Here is a 20346-nt window from a genome sequence, read left to right as displayed (position 1 = left end):
TTTTCTGGAGGATGCTGATGGCAACGGACGAATTGCTGCCGCCAGCATGTGCTTTCGCTGTCTCTGTCCTGGCTGAGTACGAGCAGGACCCCGAGGCTGTGCCCGAGGAGGCTGTCGAGGCAGCCCGACAGCATATGGCCTCTTGCCCACGTTGCAAGGAAGCCTCGGCAGCGAGCGGACCCAAGCGCAAAAAAAAGAAGGTACGGCGGCTCTCTCCTGCAGAGCCTCTGGCCGCCTCCGAAGGCAATGAGGCGGCGGTGGCCGCGCCGGCCCTGGCTAGTGCCGAGCCTTTCCAGGTGGCTCCCCCCATCTCGCAGCCACCTGCCGGGTCAGGTTTCTCCTCTCCCCCGCCCGGACCCGAGACACCCGAGCAGACAATCCGCATTGCACCTCCCTCGGCTGGCGATGGCCTGATCGATTGCCAGCAGTGTCGTCAACTGCTGCCCGAGTACGCCGAGGCGATGGATAGCGGGCAGAATGTGGCTTTGCTCTATCCAGAGGTTCAAGCCCATTTGCTTGTCTGCGACACCGGCTGTCTGGTATTGCTAGACCTCTTTCGCCAGGAGGCAAAGGCCAATCGCAAGTATCGGCGCCGCCCGGTGCGCGACCCGTTCCGCGTGATGTGGTGGCAGATGAGCGGCTTTTTCCGCGGCGGGCTGGTCCCGATCTCTCCGCGCGCTTTAGCCTTCGGGACCTTGATCCTGATTTTATTGCTGACCTCTCTGACCGCATTCCTGGCGATCCGCTGGGATGACGCTCGCTACTACCATCCCCCCAATACGCATCTGCTGCCGACACCGGATGGTATCGGGCTGAGCGATGGGCTGAAGGTCTTCGATGCCTGTAACGCCGCAGGCTACCAGGATAAGCGGCAGGCTGCCCAGGCGATGCAAGCGGGCAATAGCAAGAAGGCCGACGCCCTGCTCTCGGCAGCGGTGGGGATCAGCGATACGACGGGTTGCAACAGCGCCGAGGCAGCCATCTACCGGGAGGACCTGCGCGTGCGCCTCTCAGGCCACCCCTATGGCATCATTGTGGTGAGCTTCGATAGCGGTCCCGGCGTGGCCGACCCCCAGGGCGGTACCGATCGCCATATTCTCTACGCCGCCTATACCCAGGAGCTGGTGGGAGCCTATATCAGTCAGGAGCAGTACAATAGCGCGCAGATGAAGATTCCTGGCGCACCTTTGCTGTACCTGGTGCTTGCGAACACAACAGGGGAGGAGGAGGGTGCGCTGCAGATCGCCAATGCTGTGGCGACGCTAAACGCGAAGGGGAACTTTGGTGACTTCGGGCTGCAGGTCACCGGACGTCCGCCCATCCTGGCCGTGCTGGGACTGGCGCCAAGTCGCTTGACAGAGGTGGTGCTGCCAGTGCTCTGCCGCGCCGGTATCCCTCTGCTCGCCCCAACCGCTTCGGGTCTCTTCATCATTGACTTGCTCTCTCAGACCTCGCTCTACCGCCATTGCACCCCCGGCTTCGCTTTTATTCGCTTCTCGGCGGACGATTCGGCGCAGAGCCGGGCCGGAGCCGATTACGCCTACAATGAGCTGGGTGCTCGCAACGTGGCAATCTTCTATGACCCGAGCAATCCTTCCTCCAGTAGCTCAGCACGCTATTTTAGCCAGTACTTTACCGCTCACCGGCATACGCGCATCGTGGCTCAGGAGACCGCTGTGGCTAGCGGCCTGCTCGATGCCAATGGACGCCCCCAGGCCTCGCGCGATGATTTGCTGGCCGGCCTCAAGGATGCTCTGCAGGCCCAGCCCCGTCCTGACCTAATCTTTGCTCCGCTGCTCTCTAACGATGTCATGACGCTGGCGGAGGCAATCGCCCAACTTCCACGTGATCAGCAGCCGATTCTGCTGATCGGTGGCGAGTTCGTCCAGCCGACGGCCATCCAGAAGCTGGTGCCCTGGGTGCGTCAAAACCAGCTCACACTGCCACGCATCTATGTGACGGTCAGTAGTGCCGCCCGTCCTCCCAGCGGAGATAGCCCCTGGCCCAAGCAGTTCTACGCCGCATTCTGCACGCTCTTTGCCTCGCCAGGGAGCTTCTGTAGTGGGGCCGCAGCCCTGGACCAGGGTGCGCTGCTCTTCGGCGATGCGGTCGAGATGGTGGCCTTAAGCCTCGGCCAGAACCAACAGTCAGGGCAACAGGCCCAGAGCAGCCAGGGTCAGGCCCAGGCTTCTCCCAGCTTCCCCACGTCTGCCCAGCTCGTGCAGCGCATCAGTAGCCAGAACTTCAACGGCGTGAGTGGCCCTATCGCCCTGCGCTTGTGGGATAATGTGCTGGTTACCAGCACACGCGCCGCACCAGCGATCCTGGTGCTGCAACAGGATGGCAGCATTCAGATTGCTCAGTAGTGGGAAGCAAGGCGAGACCAGGCAGAGCCTCGACCCTTCCCTCCGCAGCCAGTACTGCCTGGTAAGAGAGAATAGGGGCGACAAGTCAGCCTCAGCTCACTCAGCTGAGGCCGTCGCCCCCTCTCTGCTTCCTTCTCTTCCGCCCAGGCCATTTCATTTGCCACTTTGCCTGGACAAAGGGCAGCCGCGTTCTTGCCCTCGCCCCGATCAGCCAGCTCTCCAGGCCCTGATCACTTATTACGCCACTATCCCCTGCCATCAGACCAGCCTGGCGATATGAGAAGAACGCCATAAGCTCAGAGACGATGAAAATCAGGGAGGGAGAGAAGGAAACCGAGGGGCAAGGAGAGAGTTTAAAGACAAGTGGGGAGCTGAGTAATGGAGCTATTAATTGTAACATTGGCCCATATCAGGCCCGCCTACGAGCTTGACGCTCAGACACAGGTGCGGCAAGTGACCGAGACCCTGCGTCCAACTCCCGGCCTGCTGGGCGTGCGCAGCTACACCAGCCGCGACAGGCGCTATCACCTGCTGCTCACCACCTGGGAGAATGAGGAAGTCTGGCAAAAAGTACGCGATCGCTGCAGTCCCGCTCGCCTGCTGCAGGAGATGGCAGGCGTTCAGCTCATGGACACGCCAGAGCAGTGGGCGATGCGCTATATCTGGGGCTATGTGCGCCCGGCGGTCAGTCCCACTCTGGCCGTGGCTCTGCTGGCACGGGTTCACCCAGAGCAGGCCGAGACAATCGAGCAGCACTGGCTAGAAAGCCTCCATCGTCAGGCGGCGGAATTGTTGATGACCTCGGCATTCCTGGCACGCGGGAATGAGGAGAGCGGGACGCAAGCCGACGGGGGCAAGGAAGACCCCAGCCGGGAGTCGACCTATCGGTGGGGGACAGTCTTTCTCAATTTTCTCACCTGGGCCAGCGAGATTGAGCAGGAGGAGTTTTATACTCAGCCAGGCTACCAGAATTTCAGCCTGCAGCTGCACCAGGCGGCGCTCATCCAGATGCTGGCCCTGGAACAGCCCTGACGCCCCTGGCTCTTCTCCTCGCGGTCACCCACGATCCAGCGCCAGCAGGAGAGGGCCAGGGCAGCGCCTGGAGCGCTGGGGCCGACGGCCCATGAGAGGCAAGGCCGTCGGGTCAGCGCTGGCCCGATAGTAGCCAGCTGCTCCCTCCTGGTCTCAGCCCCTGCGGAAGCAGCTCCCTAGTCACTGGAGCTTTCGGCCACTGGCCTGGCATAGTACTTCTGAAGTTCAGACCAGAGCAGAGCGCGATCCCGCCACATGGCAGGTGTAAAGATGTGGTACTCGCCATCACAGAGGGGCACCTGGGTGGGACAGACCCGATGAGGCGTCAGGCGGAAGCGAATGGTATCCTCGACCACTTCCACCCAGATATGGCGTCCCGTATAACCCGAACCCCATTTGAGGAGCACGAGCGTGTCGTATTCTTCAAAGCGCCCTCGCCCCTTGAGCAACTCGCGATCGAGACGGCGCAAGAGCGAGGGCAGATCACTCTCTCGCATAATGCGCCGCGCGTTTTCACGGCGCGCTTGACGCTGTGCGTCTGCGTCAAGTAACTCTTCCGACTGACTCATACTAGAAGCACTCAGCCGTCCTTTCTTCCATCGGAGAGCAGCGGATGATTCGTGTGAGACGCGTCTCCGTCCTTCTGCGGCTCAGCCTCTGCTGCCCCGAACCTCCAATCACCTGTCTGCTCAGCGTAACTCACCGGAGCCATCACTCATGGCTCTCCCATAGAGAGCATAGCACAAAGAGGAGGCTGCGGCCAGAAGTGGCCCAGAGCCAACCCACCAGTCAGTCAGAGCGATCTTGTTCCTTCTGCTTCTAGGATCGCAGACGCAGCTCGTAGTCGCTGCGCACCTCCTCGCCGCTGAGAGCATGGACCAGCTCGCGCTTGCTCAACTCCCACTCCCAGCCGAGGGCCGAGAAAGGCAGGATAGTGGTGCTAGCCGAGAGAGAGAGCGCGGAGGCAACGGGCTGATCGAAACAGCTGGCAACGTCGTGAGACGATGAGATGTAGTAAATATTATCACTGGAACGCTTAGCGTTGCGCTTGGCCTCGGCAACCAGATAGCTGATTTCCTGCAGACTGTGAGCAAGATAGGGTTGGTTGTTGACGATGCCAATCGAGAGAGAGACGAGCGGGAACTGATAGGGGCGTCCTTTGCGGTCAACACCGCTGATCGTGCCACGCTTCAGGTCTTCAGGCCGATAGAATGGTTGGCTCAGCTCTTTGTAGGCCGCAATGATGCGACAACTGAGCAGGCGGGCCCGGTCAGGCGTGGTGACCACGACAAAGTCGTCGCCTCCAACATGGCCGACGAAATCCTCCAGGTTGCCATATTCACAGACCACGCGACGGCAGATGCGCCCTACCAGACGGATCAGCTCATTGCCAGCAAGGAAACCGTAGGTATCGTTGAAGGCTTTAAAATTATCGAGGTCGAGGTAGAGGAGACTCCACGGCTCCTGGTCAGTAAGCTTGCACTTGATAGTCATCTCAACCTGGAACGCCCCAGGGAGATCAATCAGCCTCGATAACATCACTTGCTGTACATGTCGTAGCTGTGTGCGCACACGCTCCAGAAATTCTTCGGAGTCAAAGGGAGTGGCGATATAATCATCTACCCCCATACGGAATGCACGCACCTTAGCGCCGGGGTCGCTGGCGGCACCAACGACAATGATAGGGATATACATGGTCCGCGCATGCGCGCGCAGGCACTGAATGAATTGCTCGCCATCGCTGCCGGAGCCTGTCATATTGAGAATGACAAGCTGAGGCATTTTGCGCAGCGCGAACTGGATAGCATCCTCGCCGTGAAGGACAGTGACCGTATGATCTCCATCATTTCCCAGATGCTTCTGAAGGATGCAAGAGATCAGACTGTTGTCCTCGACGACTAACACATTGCCCATAAGTGCTCCTGCCTCTACGCTTCACTAGCACAACGAAAGCACATTTTACCTTTCACACCTGATCTTCACAGGAATAAAAACAGCCCTATGTGATGAGGTGTGACAGAGGTGCAGAGGTATCTGTGTAAGAGACCTCTAGGTTCGCTGCCCGGGGTGAGCAAGCATGCATGCCTACTGTGAGCAAGCAGGCGTGCTCACCGCCTCTCTTTCTCCAGGCAGGATCAATTGTCATAGATCGTAGACCCTGGCCACTGACGACCCCTGACGACAGGGCAAACGAGCAGCTCCCCGGGCACAGGGCGAGGACTAAAACTCATGCACCGCCACCACTATCTCTGCTCCCCTCTTCGATAAGGCAGCGCGCATGAGCAAGAGCACAGAGCAAACAGAGCAAATAATGTAGAGTTCAAATGTCTTCTCCTCCACCGCCCATTAAGCCAGCCAACGCACCGACTTTGAGCACGGACGGAAGCCCCCATCAGCCACGGCGGTTTCTCGTCCCTCGGCCTGGCTGTTAACATTCTGTAGCCCTGCGGAGCTGGACCCATGCTGCCCCTCACGGGTCCTGGCAACAGCGCCATACCTGCTTGCCCCATCATATTAAACGCTAGCACATAAAGCAAGCAGTGTCAACACATCAGAGATGAATTTTTCATCATCCACCTGAGCACGAGAAAGTTCAACATTTGTCTGCACGATCCAGTGTAATATCCCCAGATGGATCTGCAAAGAAAGTTCTAACAAATGTTCCTGTCATGTTATACAGAAGGAGATGAAAGACTATCCTTCTTCCAATAAGTGTCATGATGTCCTTGTAACGCGGCATGTCTGGTTGTTAATCTCGACTGGAGCGCTGGAGCCGTCAGTCCAGCCGTTTTTACCCCCTGCTCATGCAGGTCCTTCCCCGGTTTCAGACGGCAACAACCTGCTGACCGGTCAAGATATGGTGAGCGGAGCCAGGGGCAAACAAGCCAGGAGGCTTGCCACGGAGAGAGGGGATTTCCAGGTTTTGCAGTTGACGTGCTGCCCGGCCTGCGCTAAGATAAAAGCGCCCATCCAGGCGCGAGAAACATCTAGCCAGTCTTGAAGGGGAGCCTATGGCCATATCCTCCGCACCGACCGAGCGCAGCGTGGTTTTCCCCAGCAAGGGACAGCCTTCTTTTATGCTAGAGGGCATTCTCCATTATCCCGGCCAGGCTCGTCAGGCCCCCGCCGCTGTGCTCTGCCATCCTCAGCCGGCCAGTAGCGATATGCAGGACGTGCTGACTTTGCTCCTGGCGCGGCGCCTGGCCGAACAAGGTATGGTCGCCCTGCGTTTCAACTTCCGCGGCGTTGGCCGTAGCCAGGGGCAACAGACCGATGGCCGCCTGGAGCCACTGGATCTGGCAGGCGCCGTCGACTTTGTTTTGGCCCAGCCCGGAGTCAATCCAGCCAAGCTCTGCGTCATTGGTCACGCCTTCGGCGCCTACATCGCCCTGCAGTATGCTCCTTACGATCCGCGTATCCGCACAGTGGTGGCGATCAGCTTGCCACTCTTCCGGGCTATCGGCGGCTTACCTCGCCAGTTTGAGCGCCCCAAGCTCTTTGTGACCGGCGAGTTCGACGAGGTCTGTCCGCTCTATAAGCTGGAGCCGTTCGTTGAGCAGCAGAAAGGACCCAAGGGCATTAAGGTGATCACCGGCGCTCGCCATCTGATGCGCGGCTACGAGGAGCCAGCAATTGAGGCGATTACGCGCTATCTGATGCGCTGGGCCGAGATGCCCGATGTTTGATTTGGGATCGAGTGCTGAGCTAACAGGCGCATCTCTCTTTCAACGCCTCTCCTCTCCCTTGTTGCAGCGGTCCCCGGCAGGAGAGCCTGAAGGGAGTGGCTGGTTTGGCTGCACCCGCTTTTGGGCCTTACTCTCTTCAAACCCGGTGCAGGCTCAAACTCGCAGGTATGTTCGACCGGCTCGCCAGGCTTCATCTTGGCCTTGACAGTTACTGTCAAGGGTGCTACCCTTGACAACGATGCGCCTTCGTTCCTGAAAGAAGCCAGGAGCTGGTGGCCAGCCACTGCTTCAGAGAAGAGAAGCGGTGAGGGCTTCTGCTGCCAGGTCCCTTTGTCGCTGACCTCAACTGCGCTTGCTTGCGGTTGCCCGGCTGCTTATGGGCCAGCAGCAGTTTTGAACAACGGCCCGGCTGCCGGGAGATACCAAAGCACTCGCATGTTGTCCTTATGATGAGTCTAAGGAGGAGTTTGCGCTGTGGAGAGCGTTCATCCGATCCTCCTGGAAGCTTCGCTCCATGAGACCATTTGGGGAGGGCGGCGCCTGGAGGAGGATGGCTGGAAAAAGCTGCCTCCAGCAAAGCTGATCGGTGAAGCTTGGGAGACTGAGGTGAATACGCTGGCTCAGAATCCTCCCTATACTGGGAAAACGCTGGGTCAGCTGGTAATAGAGCTTGGGCCTTCTCTCCTTGGTCCCCAGGCTGAGGCAATCTTCGGTCCACGCTTCCCCCTGCTGGCCAAGTTCATTGATGCTCATCAGAAGCTGTCTGTGCAGGTGCACCCCGATGATGCTTACGCTGCTCAGCATGAGGGCGGAAAGCTCGGCAAAACGGAATGCTGGTATATCTTGGCCGCAGAGCCAGGCGCGGCTATCGTCCACGGCTTTGCTATCCCCACCAACCGCTCCGCGGTGGCCGCAGCTATCGAGAAGGTAGAGCTGGAGCAGCTTCTCCATGAAGAGCCGGTTCAGGCAGGAGATGTTATTTTCGTCCCTGCCGGAACGGTGCATGCCATCGGCGCAGGCATTCTGCTCTATGAACTTCAGGAGTACTCTGATATTACCTATCGCATGTATGACTACGGACGCCTGACTGCCGAGGGGAAGCCGCGCGAGCTGCATATTGAGCGCGCACTGGCCGTGGCCCATTACGGTCCTTCAGCGCGCATTAAGGTTCGCCCGGTGACGCTCGCTGGCGGCCCGGGCTACGAGGAGCGCTGTTTGGCCGCCTGTCGCTACTTTGTGATGCGCGAGTTAGCGCTCAAAGGAGAGGTCCACGATCAGACGACAGGAAGCTGTCAAATCTTGTCGTCGCTGGGCGCAGAGGCGACGATCCACTATGGCCCTTCTCAGCAGCTCCACCTGGCCTTCACACGCGGTCAGAGCGTTGTGCTACCAGCCGCCCTCGGCCCCTATTGTCTTGAGGGCAATGGGCTGCTGTTGCGCTCCTACGTGCCAGCTCCCGATGACCCGGCCTGGCTGGCCTGGAAAGAGGCTAACCCAGAACTGGCCTGAGTTAGAGAGAGACAGACCGCTTGCTGATGACGCGGCCCTCCCCCAAGCAGGAAGGAGGAGTGAGGCCGGGCTTGTCTAGCTGACCATGTCCGGCATGCCTCGCTCGTCAGACTGGCTCCTAGCTGGCCCCAGGCCGGTCTCCTCGCTCGCGCCGTTTCTCATCCAGGTAGACAATGGTACCTTCCACGACACGCGGTTCATTGCGTGGCTCGCCTTCGCTGGATCGGGAGAGAGGATCATTGTCAATAAGGCTGAACTCTTGCTGGAGCTGCTCGACGGTGGCCAGCACCTGCGCGACCCCGCGGAGCAGCTCAACGATTCTGAGAACAGCAAATAGGGCCACCCAGAGCGCTAAACCGAGGAGCAGGGTAATGCCTCCCCCAATCAAGCCGTTGAGCAGACCTTCATAGATGACGCCAGCGAGTAGGGGGAGCCAGTAGAAGCGGACCACTACCCGGAGCAGCCAGTAGAGGAACCAGAAGACCGCTTTGATGGGGTCTGCCGGCATTTCCCAGGGCGGTATCCATTGTAAACGACGATTGTTTCTTTCCATGTTCACGGTGCCAGGTGCGCTGCCGGTCCGTTCTGTCCTTCTTGTCTTCCTTTATGTGACCCTGCGCTGCTCCGACCTCCGATCAGCAAAGCAACAGCACGGGCAGTTCAGCTTTGTCTAGGTCAAGCAAGAATGAGCAAGAGGAGAGGGAGGGGCCCGCTCTTGTGCTGACATCATTGTAACAGCCAGAAGGCGGCGACGCTAGTGCCCCGGCTCTCCTCCTGCTTCCAGCGTGGGGCTTACTCAGGCCCTCGTTGATCATCCTCCCGTCCCGTCGCTCACCGATAGCAGGAATTGGTTCAGCCCCGTCGCTGTCTGCAAAAGATTCATATCTACCTCTTTCGATATAGAAGTCTCTAGATGCAGGGGGCCGTAGGACGGCGTATAAAGGACCGTGCGATAGGACCAGATACGCAGCAGCAGGTTGACAGGAATCTCTGCCTTATCAGCAAGGGCGAAGGTCACGAGTAGCCTCTCCCCAGCCTGCAAGCGGTTAAAAGTACAGGTTGTCTGCAGGCTTTGAGAAGAAGGCGAGGCCTCGGCAGTGGCCACGAAGCGATAGGCATAGGTGGTATTGAGCACAGGCGAGGCACTCTGTCTGATCTGCCAGGACGAGACAAGCCAGGTGCTAGCCTGAGAGCCATTGGCCAGCGTGAGAGGGAAAGCCTGCTGTGATAGTGCCTCTAGCTGGTTGAACTTCCAGGGAGAGGACAGGGCAGAGGCAGCAGCCTCCGGTCCCGGCTCGACCACATAGAGAGAAAACGGCAGTCCCCCAGGACGTGGGAGTTGGCTCACCAGCGTGGCGCGTCCAAAACGCTCCAGCAGAGCCGTCACCCAGGGATCATAAGGCCCTACGAGCATGACCGCGCGCTCCGTCGGCAGGAGCAGACAGTGGGCATCAAAGAGCGTGACTGGTGTCCGCATCTGGCGACTGAGAAAGAAGACAGCGGTGCGCGTGGCATCATCTACAGTAACGTAGGCATGCGACAGATGTTCTCTTTGGGCAAGCTGATCAGTAGCAGCAAGGGCCTGCTGTAGTGAGGCAAGATCATTATGATACGGATAGGGTGGAAAGGAGCGATCATCGAAGTGGCCTTCAAGAGTATCGAGGACACTGACAGCCGAGGCCAGACTTTGAGCAATCACTAGCATCCCCACCAGGAGATAGCCGGCCCAACGCAGACGCCGCAGCCAGCCCTCGTGCCGATACAGCCACTGGCAGCCCCGGGCCACCACGATGCCAATCAAGAGAAATGGCCCCGGCATCAAGAGCAGCAAATACTGAGTGTGTAGTTCTCCTCCATAACGCAAGAAGACCAGAAGAGGGAGAAGCTGCCAGAGAAGCAAAATCAGCGCTCCACAACGCTGGCCATCCGAGCGCAAGCTCTCCCAACCTTCCCACAGCCGCGGCCACCAGCGGCCAGGCCCCGCCGCTCTCCGCAACTCCTTCTGTTCGACAGCCGGGCCAGCCTGTCGGCGCACAAGTACGACCAGCAGCCAAAGGGCAGCCAGGATCAGCAGGGCAGGCATCGCTAGCTTGAGCCAGGAGAAAAGGCGGTGGAGTGGCAAGAGAATTGTATCGCTACGATGAGGAAGCTGATCATATGGAATAATGAAAAGACGATAGATACGCAGAGCTTGAAGAGAGAGACCACCGGCCTGATGATTAGAGAAACTGAGAGTGGAGCGTAGATCGTGCAGGCCAGAGACGAGCAGCCAGAGCAACGATGGAGTAAAAACGAGCAGCAGGGCCAGGAGTGCGAAAAGGGCATCGCGCCAACGCACGGTCTGGGGAGCGAGCACCAGACAGAGCAGCAGCAGAGCCGCCAACAAGAGATTGACCTCGTGAGCCTGATAGAGAAGGGCCAGCCAGAGCACAGCCCACGCGAACCATCCCTGTCGCCGCGCTACCACCCCTCGGAAGAGCGCCAGCAGAAAGAGCACAACAAAAGGAGCAGCTATATTGGGCTGCCAGATAAAACGAGCATACTTCACAGGCAATACGGCAGAAGCGTAGAGAAAGGAGCCAGTCACAGCAGCCAGGCGGCCATAGTAGCGGTACAAGAAGAAATACGTCAACAGGACAGCCAGGACATTAAGCAGGGCCACAAGCACAGCGGCCCAGAGCGGGTTAGCGCTCAAGGCCGCGGGCAGCATGAACAAATAGACCACGCCGGGTGGATGCTGGGCCCCGATCGAGCCAGTATTGCTAGTGACCGGGAGCAGTCCCTGATGGACAGCATCGTAGGCCATCCGAAAGAGCGTGGCCTGATCGTCATCAAACTCGGTCCGATTGAGACCGTAGAGCCGCAAGGCCGATGCGAGGAGCAGCAGGCCAGGGACTTCCGGCTTCAACAGCCACGACCAGGACTTCCAGGGGCGCTGCTGCTCAGAGCGCCCCTGGTCTTGTGAAACCATCCTCCCCTGATGACGGGCTGGTAAGGGAGCCAAGCGCATCAAGTGTCCTCCTGACACTAGCGAGATCAGGGTCAATGCTGACCGTCTCGGCGCGCGGGATACCGGTCTGATGATCCTTGAGCAAATTACCGGTGAGGACAGCAACCACGCGCTCATTTGGCTTGATTATACCAGCCCTGACAAGCTTGCGAATGCCGGCTAAGGTTGCCGCAGAGGCAGGCTCGCAGCCAATACCCGCGCGGTCAATAACGGCCTTCGCCTCTAGGATTTCTGGATCACTGACCTCCTCGACGAGGCCCGCGCACTCCTCGATCACCAGGCGAGCGCGGGCGTAACTGACAGGATTGCCAATCTTAATGGCGCTCGCCACCGTCTGAGCCTGGACGGCATGCCGCCGGGCGAAGCCCTCTCGGTAGCTCAGATAGAAGGGATTGGCTCCGGCAGCCTGGATAGCAGCCAGGCGCGGCAGACGGCTGATCAACCCGAGCTTGTGCGCCTGGCGGAAAGCCTTGCCCAGCGCTGAAGTATTGCCCAGATTGCCCGCCGGCAGCACCAGCCAGTCGGGAGCCTGCCAGTTGAGCTGTTGCAGCAATTCAAAAGCGATCGCCTTCTGACCTTCGACGCGGAAGGGATTAAGCGAATTGAGCAGATAGATGCCTAATTCGTCACAGACCTGCTCAACAAGCTGCATGGCAGCATCAAAATCGCCATTGATCTGGACCATATAGGCCCCATAGGCCAGCGTCTGCGCTAGCTTGCCGCCAGCAACCTGACCAGCAGGCAGGAAGACCAGTGCCTGCAGGCCCGCCAGAGCGGCATAGGAGGCCAGCGAGGCAGAGGTATTGCCGGTGGAAGCGCAAGCGACGGCCCGCGCCCCCATCAGACGCGCCATTGTGACGCCCACCACCATCCCGCGATCTTTGAAACTCCCCGTCGGATTCTCACCCTCGTGCTTAAGATAGAGCTGGGCCAGGCCGGCATACTCACCAATGCGGCGCAGGCCAGGGCTGGCCTGCGTCTCCTGCTGCTGGTCACTGCCTACCGCGTATAAGGTCGTATTGCCTTCCGCCCGCGAGATCACAGCCTCTTCAGGGATCGGCAGAATCAGCTCACGGTAGCGCCAGACGCCACTGCGCTGCACCGCCGCGGCGCCCGGCGTGCCCGGCACCAGCATGGCCCGCTCAGCAAAAAGCCGGCGCCAGACGGCAGCCTCCTCGTAAGTCTGTTGAGCCGTTCCAGCCTGGGGAGATAGCGGCTTGGGCAAGCGGAGAGGGATCTCCACATCGAGCACCTCACCGCAATCGCAACGATAGCGTGCCGCCCGCCCCGGCTCCAGCACGGGATAGAGTGCCTGGCACCCTACGCAGCGCAGGCGTACTTGTTCCAGCGCCTGCCGGGCAGAGTCAGCGAGCTGAATCTCCTTTTGATGATCGATCCTAGCGTCCAAGCGATCCCTCCTTGAGCGGTCGGGCGGGCGACCAACAGAATTGATCTTCATAGTAACGAGCACGCGGACGGCGCGCCCGATGATGGCGAGGATTGATCACCCGCGCCCCATGCTTATCAGCCCGCAGAATCATACCGGTTCCTTCCACGCCGCGGGCACGCGCGGCCTCCTGCATCGCACGCAGAATCTCCTGGAAGCGCGAACTTGCAAGAGCAATCAAAGAAGAACCGCCGCCAGAAAGAGAGGCGCCGTAGGCCCCGGCAGCCACCGCAGCCTTAATAATATCGGGCATGGCAGGAAAGAGCGCCTGCCGATAGGGCTGATGCAGGCGATCCTGCATTGCCTCTCCGATCAGCTCATACCGTCCCGTTTGCAGAGCTGAGAGGAGCAGCGCCACGCGCCCGGTATTGAAGGTCACATCATCCTTGGGATAGCTGGAAGGGAGCAGCTTACGACCGGCCAGCGTATCCATTGAGAATGAGGGAGTGAAAATGACCGCCTTCAGAGCATCCGGGAAGGGGGTCTTGACCGCATGGATCTTGCCATCCTTGACCGTAGTCGCCACCAGCCCGCCCAGGAGGGCCGGGGCCACATTGTCAGGATGATTCCCCTGCTCGCTAGCCACTGCCAACTCCAAAACCTCTTGTTCAGAAAGCATCAGACCCCGCAGACGCAGAAATTCGCTGGCCGCCACAACGCCGCCAACCGCTGCTGTGGCACTGCTACCCAGTCCAGCCCCCGCAGGGATCTGGATGAACATCCGAATGCGTACCGCCGGCGGTTCTATTCCTTTAGAAGCAAAAACTGAGGAGAAAGCGCGGAAGAACAGATTTTCGGGACCAGTGGGAAGCCCTGCCCCCAGACTACCCTCGATCTGGATGACAGGACGCTGCGGATCATCGCCACCCTCTACAACCTCAAAGCGATTGTAGAGCTGCAAGGCCAAACCAAGGCTATCGAATCCCGGCCCCAGGTTAGCCGAGGTGGCCGGTACGAGCACAGTAAAAGCGACAGGAAATACCGGTGCCATCGCCACGGGCCTCCTGTCTTTCAGCTGCAAGACCTTCCATTGCTCTCAGCATCTCCTTTCTGTCTGCTCTGTTAGCAGACAAGAGTGGCTTTTATTGTATCACGCTCTCGGGCTACTCGTCAGTAGCCCCACTATCAATACAGCACAACACGCCTGGGAGCGAGAGGGGGCGTCTTCCCTCCTCCGGCTCAAGCCTCAACCACTCCCCAAGCCACACTCTCCTTGACCGGCGAGAGCGCGTATCGCGGGCGGGGCCAGGAAGAACAACCCTGCTCAGCTCCCTCCACAGCGTCGCCTTGCCTACTCGTAGACTGGCGTTAACCAGTGGCGATACTTGTCGTTCTCACCTCGACAGGCCGCCAGATAGAGGGCTTGCAACTTCATCGTAAAAGGGCCAGGACGCCCGCTGCCAATCGGGCGGTGATCAACACTGATGACCGGAGAAACCTGGACGCCTGTCCCACAGAGGAACATTTCTTCGCTGGCATACAGCTCCGTGCGATCAATGCGCCGCTCTTCGACAGTCATACCGAATTCATCGCGCACTAGCTGAATCAAGGTGTTACGCGTGATTCCTTCGAGAATATCCTCAGAGGGCGCCGGCGTAGCCAGTTTGCCGTTGCGCAAAATGAAGAGATTGCAGGAACTGCCCTCGGAGACATAGCCATCATGTGTCAGCATGATGGCCTCGTCAAAGCCGCTGGCCAGAGCATCTTCGGTCGCCAGGGCGCTATTGACATAGCCGCCTGTCACCTTGGCTCTCACTGGCATGGCGTTGCTGTTGGCCCGCCGCCAGCTCGATGTACAGACTCGCAAGCCCGATTCGATGTCCACATAGTTGCCCATGCCGAAAGTATAGATAGCAAACTCATCTTTGAGACCAGTCAGGCGCGGCTTGACCGTCAACGAAGCCTTGTAGGCAATCGGTCGAATGTAGACATCCTGCCGATAGTTATGCTTGCGCAGCAGCTCAATAGTGGTACGCTCCAAATCCTCGATCGAATAGGGAAGATTGAAGCGCATCACATTCCACGAATGCATCATTCGCTGGTAATGTTCGCGCATTTTCAGCACATAGAGCTGCTCGTGAGACGGATTCCAGTAGGCGCGGATGCCCTCAAAACAGGCTGTGCCGTACTGAAGGGCATGAGTAGCAATACTAACCTTGGCCTCAGCAATTGGCACAAAACGGCCCTCAAAGAAAGCGTAGCCCTCCAGCGGGTCCTGAATCGAGACTTTCTGCGGTGTGGCTTCCTGAGAACTCTGTGTCTGCGTCACGACCTCACTCCTTCGATCGATAGCAACCAAGCGGTGGGGAGGAGGAACCGCCCCACGTGCAAATAAGCGAATAGAACAGCAAAAAGGAAGAAGGCGCAAGGGTGTGCCGCTGAGACCCATGACGGACACACCCTTGCGGGCCAGGAGCCATCTCTTGACCGCCAGAGCTGTCTGGTCTGCCGGTTGCTGGTCCTGCGCTGGACAGGGCAGGGCTGGAGCGGAGCGTGCTCTTCCAGCGGGCAGGGCCGCAGCGATCTCAGATCGCCGAAGGCGTCTCCAGGCTGCTCTCGACGATATAGATCAGATCGTCGTCGGTCACATACTTCTTCTCATCGGCCAGCGCGACGAAGCGAGCATAGGCCTTCTTCAACTGTTCAGCATTCAGGCGGTAGCCGAGCTGGCGCAGGCGGGCATCGAGGCCGTGGCGCCCGGAATGCTTGCCGAGCACCAGGCGCGTATCATCCCAGCCGACCGACTGCGGCGTCATGATCTCGTAGGTCAGGCGGTTCTTCAGCACGCCATCCTGATGAATGCCGGCCTCATGTGCAAAGGCGTTCTGGCCCACAATTGCCTTATTCGGCTGCACCGGGATACCGGTCAGACGGCTGACCAGCTGGCTGGCCGCCACGAATTCACGGGCATTGATGCGCGTATCGGCCTGGAAGACATCCGGGCGCGTACGCAGGGCCATCACCACTTCCTCCATCGCCGTATTGCCGGCGCGCTCACCGATGCCATTGATGGTCACCTCCACCTGTCGAGCACCGCCGCGGATCGCCGCCAGGGTATTAGCCGTAGCCAGGCCGAGATCATCGTGGCAGTGCGCACTGAGCACCACATCCTCCATGCCCGGCACGCGCTCGCGCAGGTAGCGGAAGAGCATCTCATACTCATGCGGCATCACGTAGCCGACCGTATCGGGCACATTGATCGTCGTGGCGCCCGCCTTAATGGCCAGCTCGAAGACGCGGCAGAGATAGTCCCAGTCGCTGCGCGTGGCATCTTCTGCCGAGAACTCGACCCGTGGGCAGAGGTTGCGCGCGTAGGTCACCATTGCCTTGACCTGCTCCAGGGCTTCCTCGGGCGTGATCCTCAGCTTATACTTCAGGTGGATATCAGAGGTAGCCAGGAAGACATGAATCACCGGCTGGTCTGCCTCGCGGACGGCTTCCCAGGCCGCATCGATATCCTCGGTATTGGCACGCGCCAAGCCGGCGACGGCCACATCATGGCCACGCACACGCTGAGCGATGGCCTTCACCGCAGCCAGGTCGCCGGGTGAAGCAGCCGGAAAACCAGCTTCGATGATATCGACGTTCAGGCGCACAAGCTGCTCCGCAACTTGCAGCTTCTCCTCGGTCGTCATAGTGGCGCCAGGCGACTGTTCTCCGTCACGCAGAGTCGTGTCAAAGACGCGAATTACCGCAGGATCTCCCATTGTTGTTGTTCCTCCTTGTGACCATTCACCGGGTGACGAGAGGCCATTTGTCGGCGTCTCGCCACCCGTAGCGCAGGCAAGCCGATGAGCGCGCCGGCGGCCAGGCCAGCTGGCTCATCACCGGCGAGCCAGCTCAGGCTGCTCCTTTCCTCACTTCTTCGTCGGCCCTGCGATCTCAGGCCGCTTGTCTACAGGCTTGAGCCAGGGCATCATTGCGCGCAGCTCGCTGCCGACCTGCTCGATCTGGTGCTGCGCGTTGGCGCGGCGCATGGCCTGGAAAGCCGGGCGTCCAGCCTGATTCTCCAGAATCCAGCGGGTCGCAAAGGTGCCATCCTGAATCTCGCGCAAGATCTTGCGCATCTCGTTACGCACCTGCTCATTAATGATGCGCGGCCCAGAGACGTAGTCGCCGTACTCGGCGGTATCGCTGATCGAGTAGCGCATATAGCTCATGCCGCCCTGGTACATCAGGTCAACAATCAGCTTCATCTCGTGGAGGCACTCAAAATAGGCCACCTCGGGCTGATAGCCGGCCTCCACCAGCGTCTCGAAGCCGGCGCGGATCAGAGCCGTCACGCCACCACAGAGCACAGCCTGCTCACCGAAGAGATCGGTCTCAGTCTCCTCAGCGAAGGTTGTGCGCAATACGCCGGCGCGTGTGCAACCAACGGCGCGGGCATAAGCCAGCGTGAGGGCTTCGGCCTGGCCGGTAGCATCCTGATGGACGGCCCACAGGGCTGGTACGCCAACGCCTTCGGTGAAGAGGCGGCGCATCATATGCCCGGGGCTTTTGGGGGCGACCATCGCCACGTCAATATCGGCAGGTGGTACGATCTGCGAATAATGGATGCTGAAGCCGTGGGCGACCATCAGCATCTTGCCCGGGGCCAGGCCAGGACGAATATCGCGCTCAAAGACCTCGCGATGGTACTGATCGGGGATCAGCAGCATAATGATGTCGGCCTGCGCCGCCGCGTCGGCGGTCGTCATGACCTGCAGCCCATCGGCCTCAGCTTTCTCCCGACTCTTGCTGCCAGCCGGCAAGCCAATCACGACACTACAGCCGTTGTCGCGCATGTTGAGGGCGTGAGCATGGCCCTGGCTTCCATAGCCAATGACTGCCACACGCTTGCCCTGGATCAGCTCAAGATTGGCATCAGCATCGTAGTAGATATTCGCCATTGACTGCATCTCCTCCTATTCATCGCGCGCAATCGCCAGACAACCGCTGCGCGCCAGTTCACGAATGCCATAGGGCTGGAGCCGCTCCAGGAGCTGCTCCACCTGCTCACCCTTGCCGGTGACCTGCAATGTGAGCGTTTCGGGCGCAAGATCGACTGCCTGCGCCCCAAAGTGCTGGCCCAGTTCGATGATCTCGCTGCGGTTGGCCGCGGTGCAGCTGACCTTGACCAGCGCTAGCTCACGTTCGATAGCCCGCCCAGCCGGGAAGAGGAACACCTGACGAACGTCGACAATCTTGCGCAACTGTTCGCTGAGGTGCTCGACGCCGACCTCGGCATCGTCGACAACCACAGTGACCCGCGCCACGCCGGCCTCTTCGCTCGGGCCGACGACGAGGGTGCGCATGTTGGCCCGTCGGCGACGCAGCACATTGACCACCCGATCAATAGCCCCCTGGCGATCGTCGACCAGCAGCACCAGGGTGTAGAGGCGCGCGCTTCCTGGGGGAACATCCGCCTGCCCGGCGCGCGCTGAGACGACAGCCTGCTCGCTCATGTTCAATCCCGTCCTTCCGTCTATCCTCACAACCTGCCTGTTATTCACTCTCGATAATCATATCGGTGATGGCGGCACCAGGCGGCACCATCGGGTAGACGTTGGCCTCGGCCTCGATCGCGAAGTCGATGATGACCGTACCAGGCGTCTGCATAGCCTTTTGCACGGCGGCCTGGACATCCTCGCGCCGCTCCACCCGCATTCCGGTCAGGCCGTAGGCTTCGGCCAGCTTGACGTAATCCGGGCTGCTAATGGGAGTTTCAGAGTAGTTGCGCTGGTGGAAAAACTCCTGCCACTGGCGCACCATACCGAGGTAGCCGTTGTTCATGATGGCCACCTTGATCTCGACGCCCTCATCGCGGAGCGTTGCCAGCTCCTGGATATTCATCTGGAAGCCGCCGTCGCCGGCCACCACCCAGACAGTGGCCTCGGGTCGACCCATTTTGACCCCCATCGCCGCCGGCAGGGCGAAGCCCATCGTGCCGAGGCCGCCAGAGGTAATATGGCTGTTAGGGCGGGTCCACTTATAGAAGCGCGCCGTCCACATCTGGTGCTGGCCCACATCGCTGACCACGATCGCCTCTCCATCGGTGACCTCGTAGATGGCATCCAGGATATCGGTCGGCGTGGGATAGGGCACAGGGCGGCTCAGGCGGCGCGCGCGCTCCTGCTCCTCAGCCTCCCACTGGCGTAGCTCGCTGAGCCACTCGCGGTGATCGCCCGGCTCAACAGCCTCGGCCAGAGCTGCCAGGGCTGCCTTCGCATCAGCCAGAATGGGCACGACAGCCGGCTTGACCTTGTTCAGCTCCGACGGATCGATATCGATATGGATGATTTGCGCCTGGGGAGCAAACTCGCTCACCTTGCCGGTCACACGATCGTCAAAGCGCAGGCCGACGCCGATGATCAGATCGGTGATCCCAATCGCGCGGTTCACAAAGGCCGGCCCATGCATGCCCGGCATGCCCAGGAAGAGCGGATGATCGACGGGGAAGGCGCTCAGACCGAGCAGGGTGGTGATCACCGGAATGTTGGTCTTCTCGGCCAGGGCGCGCAGCTCACTATAGGCATTTGAGAGGATGACGCCATGACCAGACATAATGACTGGGCGGCGGGCCTGAGCGATGAGGCGGGCAGCCTGCTGAATAGCCTCGGGCGCTGGTTGGGGCACGCGCGTCGCACGATAGAGTTCGATCGAGCGCACAGAAGCAGCGGGACGATAGACGGTTTTGGCAAACTGGACATCCTTGGGGACGTCGATCAGCACGGGACCAGGGCGCCCGCTGCGGGCGAGCTGGAACGCCTCATGCACCACATCAGCCAGCTCTTCGACACGCCTGACCAGGAAATTGTGCTTGGTGATAGGCAGGGTTAGGCCAAGAACATCGGTTTCCTGGAAGGCATCACGTCCAATGAAGGGACGACCCACCTGGCCCGTAATGGCGACCACCGGCGTAGAGTCCATGTAAGCGGTGGCCAGGCCCGTAACCAGATTGGTGGCGCCCGGGCCACTGGTAGCCACGCAGACACCAACCTTACCGGTGGCGCGCGCGTAGCCATCGGCGGCATGAGCGGCGGCCTGCTCATGGCGCACCAGCACATGATGCAGCCGCGGATAGGCGGGAAGCGCGTCATAGAAAGGCATGATCGCACCACCCGGATAGCCATAGAGCAGCTCTACGCCCTCGCGCACCAGGGCCTCGCAGAGAATGTGACTACCTGCCAGCTCACGCGCCTCATCAGTGGCATGTGTACTGGCCCTACGGGCATCTCCTGACTCCTGAGTAACCGTCGCAGTTGTTGTCATACTACCTTCCTCCTTAACCTAGGGGCGTCCCTGCATAGCTCGCTA

15 protein-coding genes are annotated in these 20346 nt (G+C 59.9%); 4 read left to right on the top strand and 11 right to left on the bottom strand.

Translation table 11 applies throughout. The features are described 5' to 3' along the window. Positions 1–17: 17 nt before the first annotated feature. A complete protein-coding gene (locus IRZ31_RS05045; protein ID WP_297150460.1) occupies positions 18–2366 on the top strand; it encodes an ABC transporter substrate-binding protein in 2349 nt (782 codons plus the stop codon). Between the two features lie 378 nt (positions 2367–2744). After that, positions 2745–3398 carry a hypothetical protein gene (locus IRZ31_RS05040; RefSeq protein ID WP_297150457.1) on the top strand — a complete coding sequence of 218 codons (654 nt, stop codon included), beginning with the start codon at positions 2745–2747 and terminating at the stop codon, positions 3396–3398. Between the two features lie 176 nt (positions 3399–3574). Here IRZ31_RS05040 and IRZ31_RS05035 read toward each other — a convergent pair whose 3' ends face one another. Both IRZ31_RS05035 and IRZ31_RS05030 read right to left on the bottom strand, forming a co-directional pair. Further along, positions 3575–3967: a hypothetical protein gene (locus IRZ31_RS05035; RefSeq protein WP_297150454.1), complete on the bottom strand. Its 393-nt coding sequence runs from the start codon at positions 3965–3967 to the stop codon at positions 3575–3577. Between the two features lie 250 nt (positions 3968–4217). After that, the gene (locus IRZ31_RS05030) at positions 4218–5312 is read right to left on the bottom strand and encodes a diguanylate cyclase (RefSeq protein ID WP_297150451.1); all 1095 of its coding nucleotides are present in this window, start codon (positions 5310–5312) and stop codon (positions 4218–4220) included. Positions 5313–6409: 1097 nt separating this feature from the next. Between IRZ31_RS05030 and IRZ31_RS05025 the strand changes: the two genes are divergently transcribed. Both IRZ31_RS05025 and IRZ31_RS05020 read left to right on the top strand, forming a co-directional pair. Further along, a complete protein-coding gene (locus tag IRZ31_RS05025) occupies positions 6410–7084 on the top strand; it encodes an alpha/beta fold hydrolase (protein WP_297150448.1) in 675 nt (224 codons plus the stop codon). Positions 7085–7558: 474 nt separating this feature from the next. Then, positions 7559–8593 (top strand): type I phosphomannose isomerase catalytic subunit, encoded by a 1035-nt coding sequence (locus tag IRZ31_RS05020; protein ID WP_297150445.1) that lies wholly within the window; start codon positions 7559–7561, stop codon positions 8591–8593. A gap of 118 nt (positions 8594–8711) precedes the next feature. On the opposite strand, the gene IRZ31_RS05015 is transcribed toward IRZ31_RS05020, so the two are convergent. The 9 genes from IRZ31_RS05015 to ilvB all read right to left on the bottom strand — a co-directional run bounded on the left by IRZ31_RS05015 (position 8712) and on the right by ilvB (position 20301). Further along, a complete protein-coding gene (locus IRZ31_RS05015) occupies positions 8712–9146 on the bottom strand; it encodes a hypothetical protein (RefSeq protein WP_297150442.1) in 435 nt (144 codons plus the stop codon). 258 nt (positions 9147–9404) lie between these two features. Further along, the gene (locus tag IRZ31_RS05010) at positions 9405–11564 is read right to left on the bottom strand and encodes a glycosyltransferase family 39 protein (protein WP_297150439.1); all 2160 of its coding nucleotides are present in this window, start codon (positions 11562–11564) and stop codon (positions 9405–9407) included. Beyond that, positions 11536–13011 (bottom strand): threonine synthase, encoded by a 1476-nt coding sequence (gene thrC / locus IRZ31_RS05005; protein ID WP_297150436.1) that lies wholly within the window; start codon positions 13009–13011, stop codon positions 11536–11538. Before thrC ends, IRZ31_RS05010 begins: the two co-directional genes overlap by 29 nt. Continuing rightward, complete coding sequence (gene thrB, locus IRZ31_RS05000) at positions 13001–14041, bottom strand: homoserine kinase (RefSeq protein ID WP_297150433.1); 1041 nt, start codon at positions 14039–14041, stop codon at positions 13001–13003. The genes thrC and thrB overlap by 11 nt, the downstream gene beginning before the upstream one ends. A 300-nt stretch (positions 14042–14341) precedes the next feature. Then, positions 14342–15319 (bottom strand): branched-chain amino acid transaminase, encoded by a 978-nt coding sequence (locus IRZ31_RS04995; protein ID WP_297150430.1) that lies wholly within the window; start codon positions 15317–15319, stop codon positions 14342–14344. A 256-nt stretch (positions 15320–15575) separates the two neighbouring features. Next, the gene (locus IRZ31_RS04990) at positions 15576–16757 is read right to left on the bottom strand and encodes a 2-isopropylmalate synthase (protein WP_297150427.1); all 1182 of its coding nucleotides are present in this window, start codon (positions 16755–16757) and stop codon (positions 15576–15578) included. Between the two features lie 150 nt (positions 16758–16907). Next, positions 16908–17939, bottom strand: a complete 1032-nt coding sequence (ilvC, locus tag IRZ31_RS04985; protein WP_297150425.1) for a ketol-acid reductoisomerase — start codon at positions 17937–17939, stop codon at positions 16908–16910. Positions 17940–17954: 15 nt separating this feature from the next. Continuing rightward, the gene (ilvN, locus tag IRZ31_RS04980) at positions 17955–18494 is read right to left on the bottom strand and encodes an acetolactate synthase small subunit (RefSeq protein WP_297150422.1); all 540 of its coding nucleotides are present in this window, start codon (positions 18492–18494) and stop codon (positions 17955–17957) included. A gap of 40 nt (positions 18495–18534) precedes the next feature. Then, positions 18535–20301: a biosynthetic-type acetolactate synthase large subunit gene (gene ilvB / locus IRZ31_RS04975; RefSeq protein WP_297150419.1), complete on the bottom strand. Its 1767-nt coding sequence runs from the start codon at positions 20299–20301 to the stop codon at positions 18535–18537. Positions 20302–20346: the final 45 nt, after the last annotated feature.

This window comes from Thermogemmatispora sp. (assembly GCF_019683635.1).
Taxonomy (GTDB): domain Bacteria; phylum Chloroflexota; class Ktedonobacteria; order Ktedonobacterales; family Ktedonobacteraceae; genus Thermogemmatispora.
This window is presented reverse-complemented; position numbering and strand designations above follow the sequence as displayed.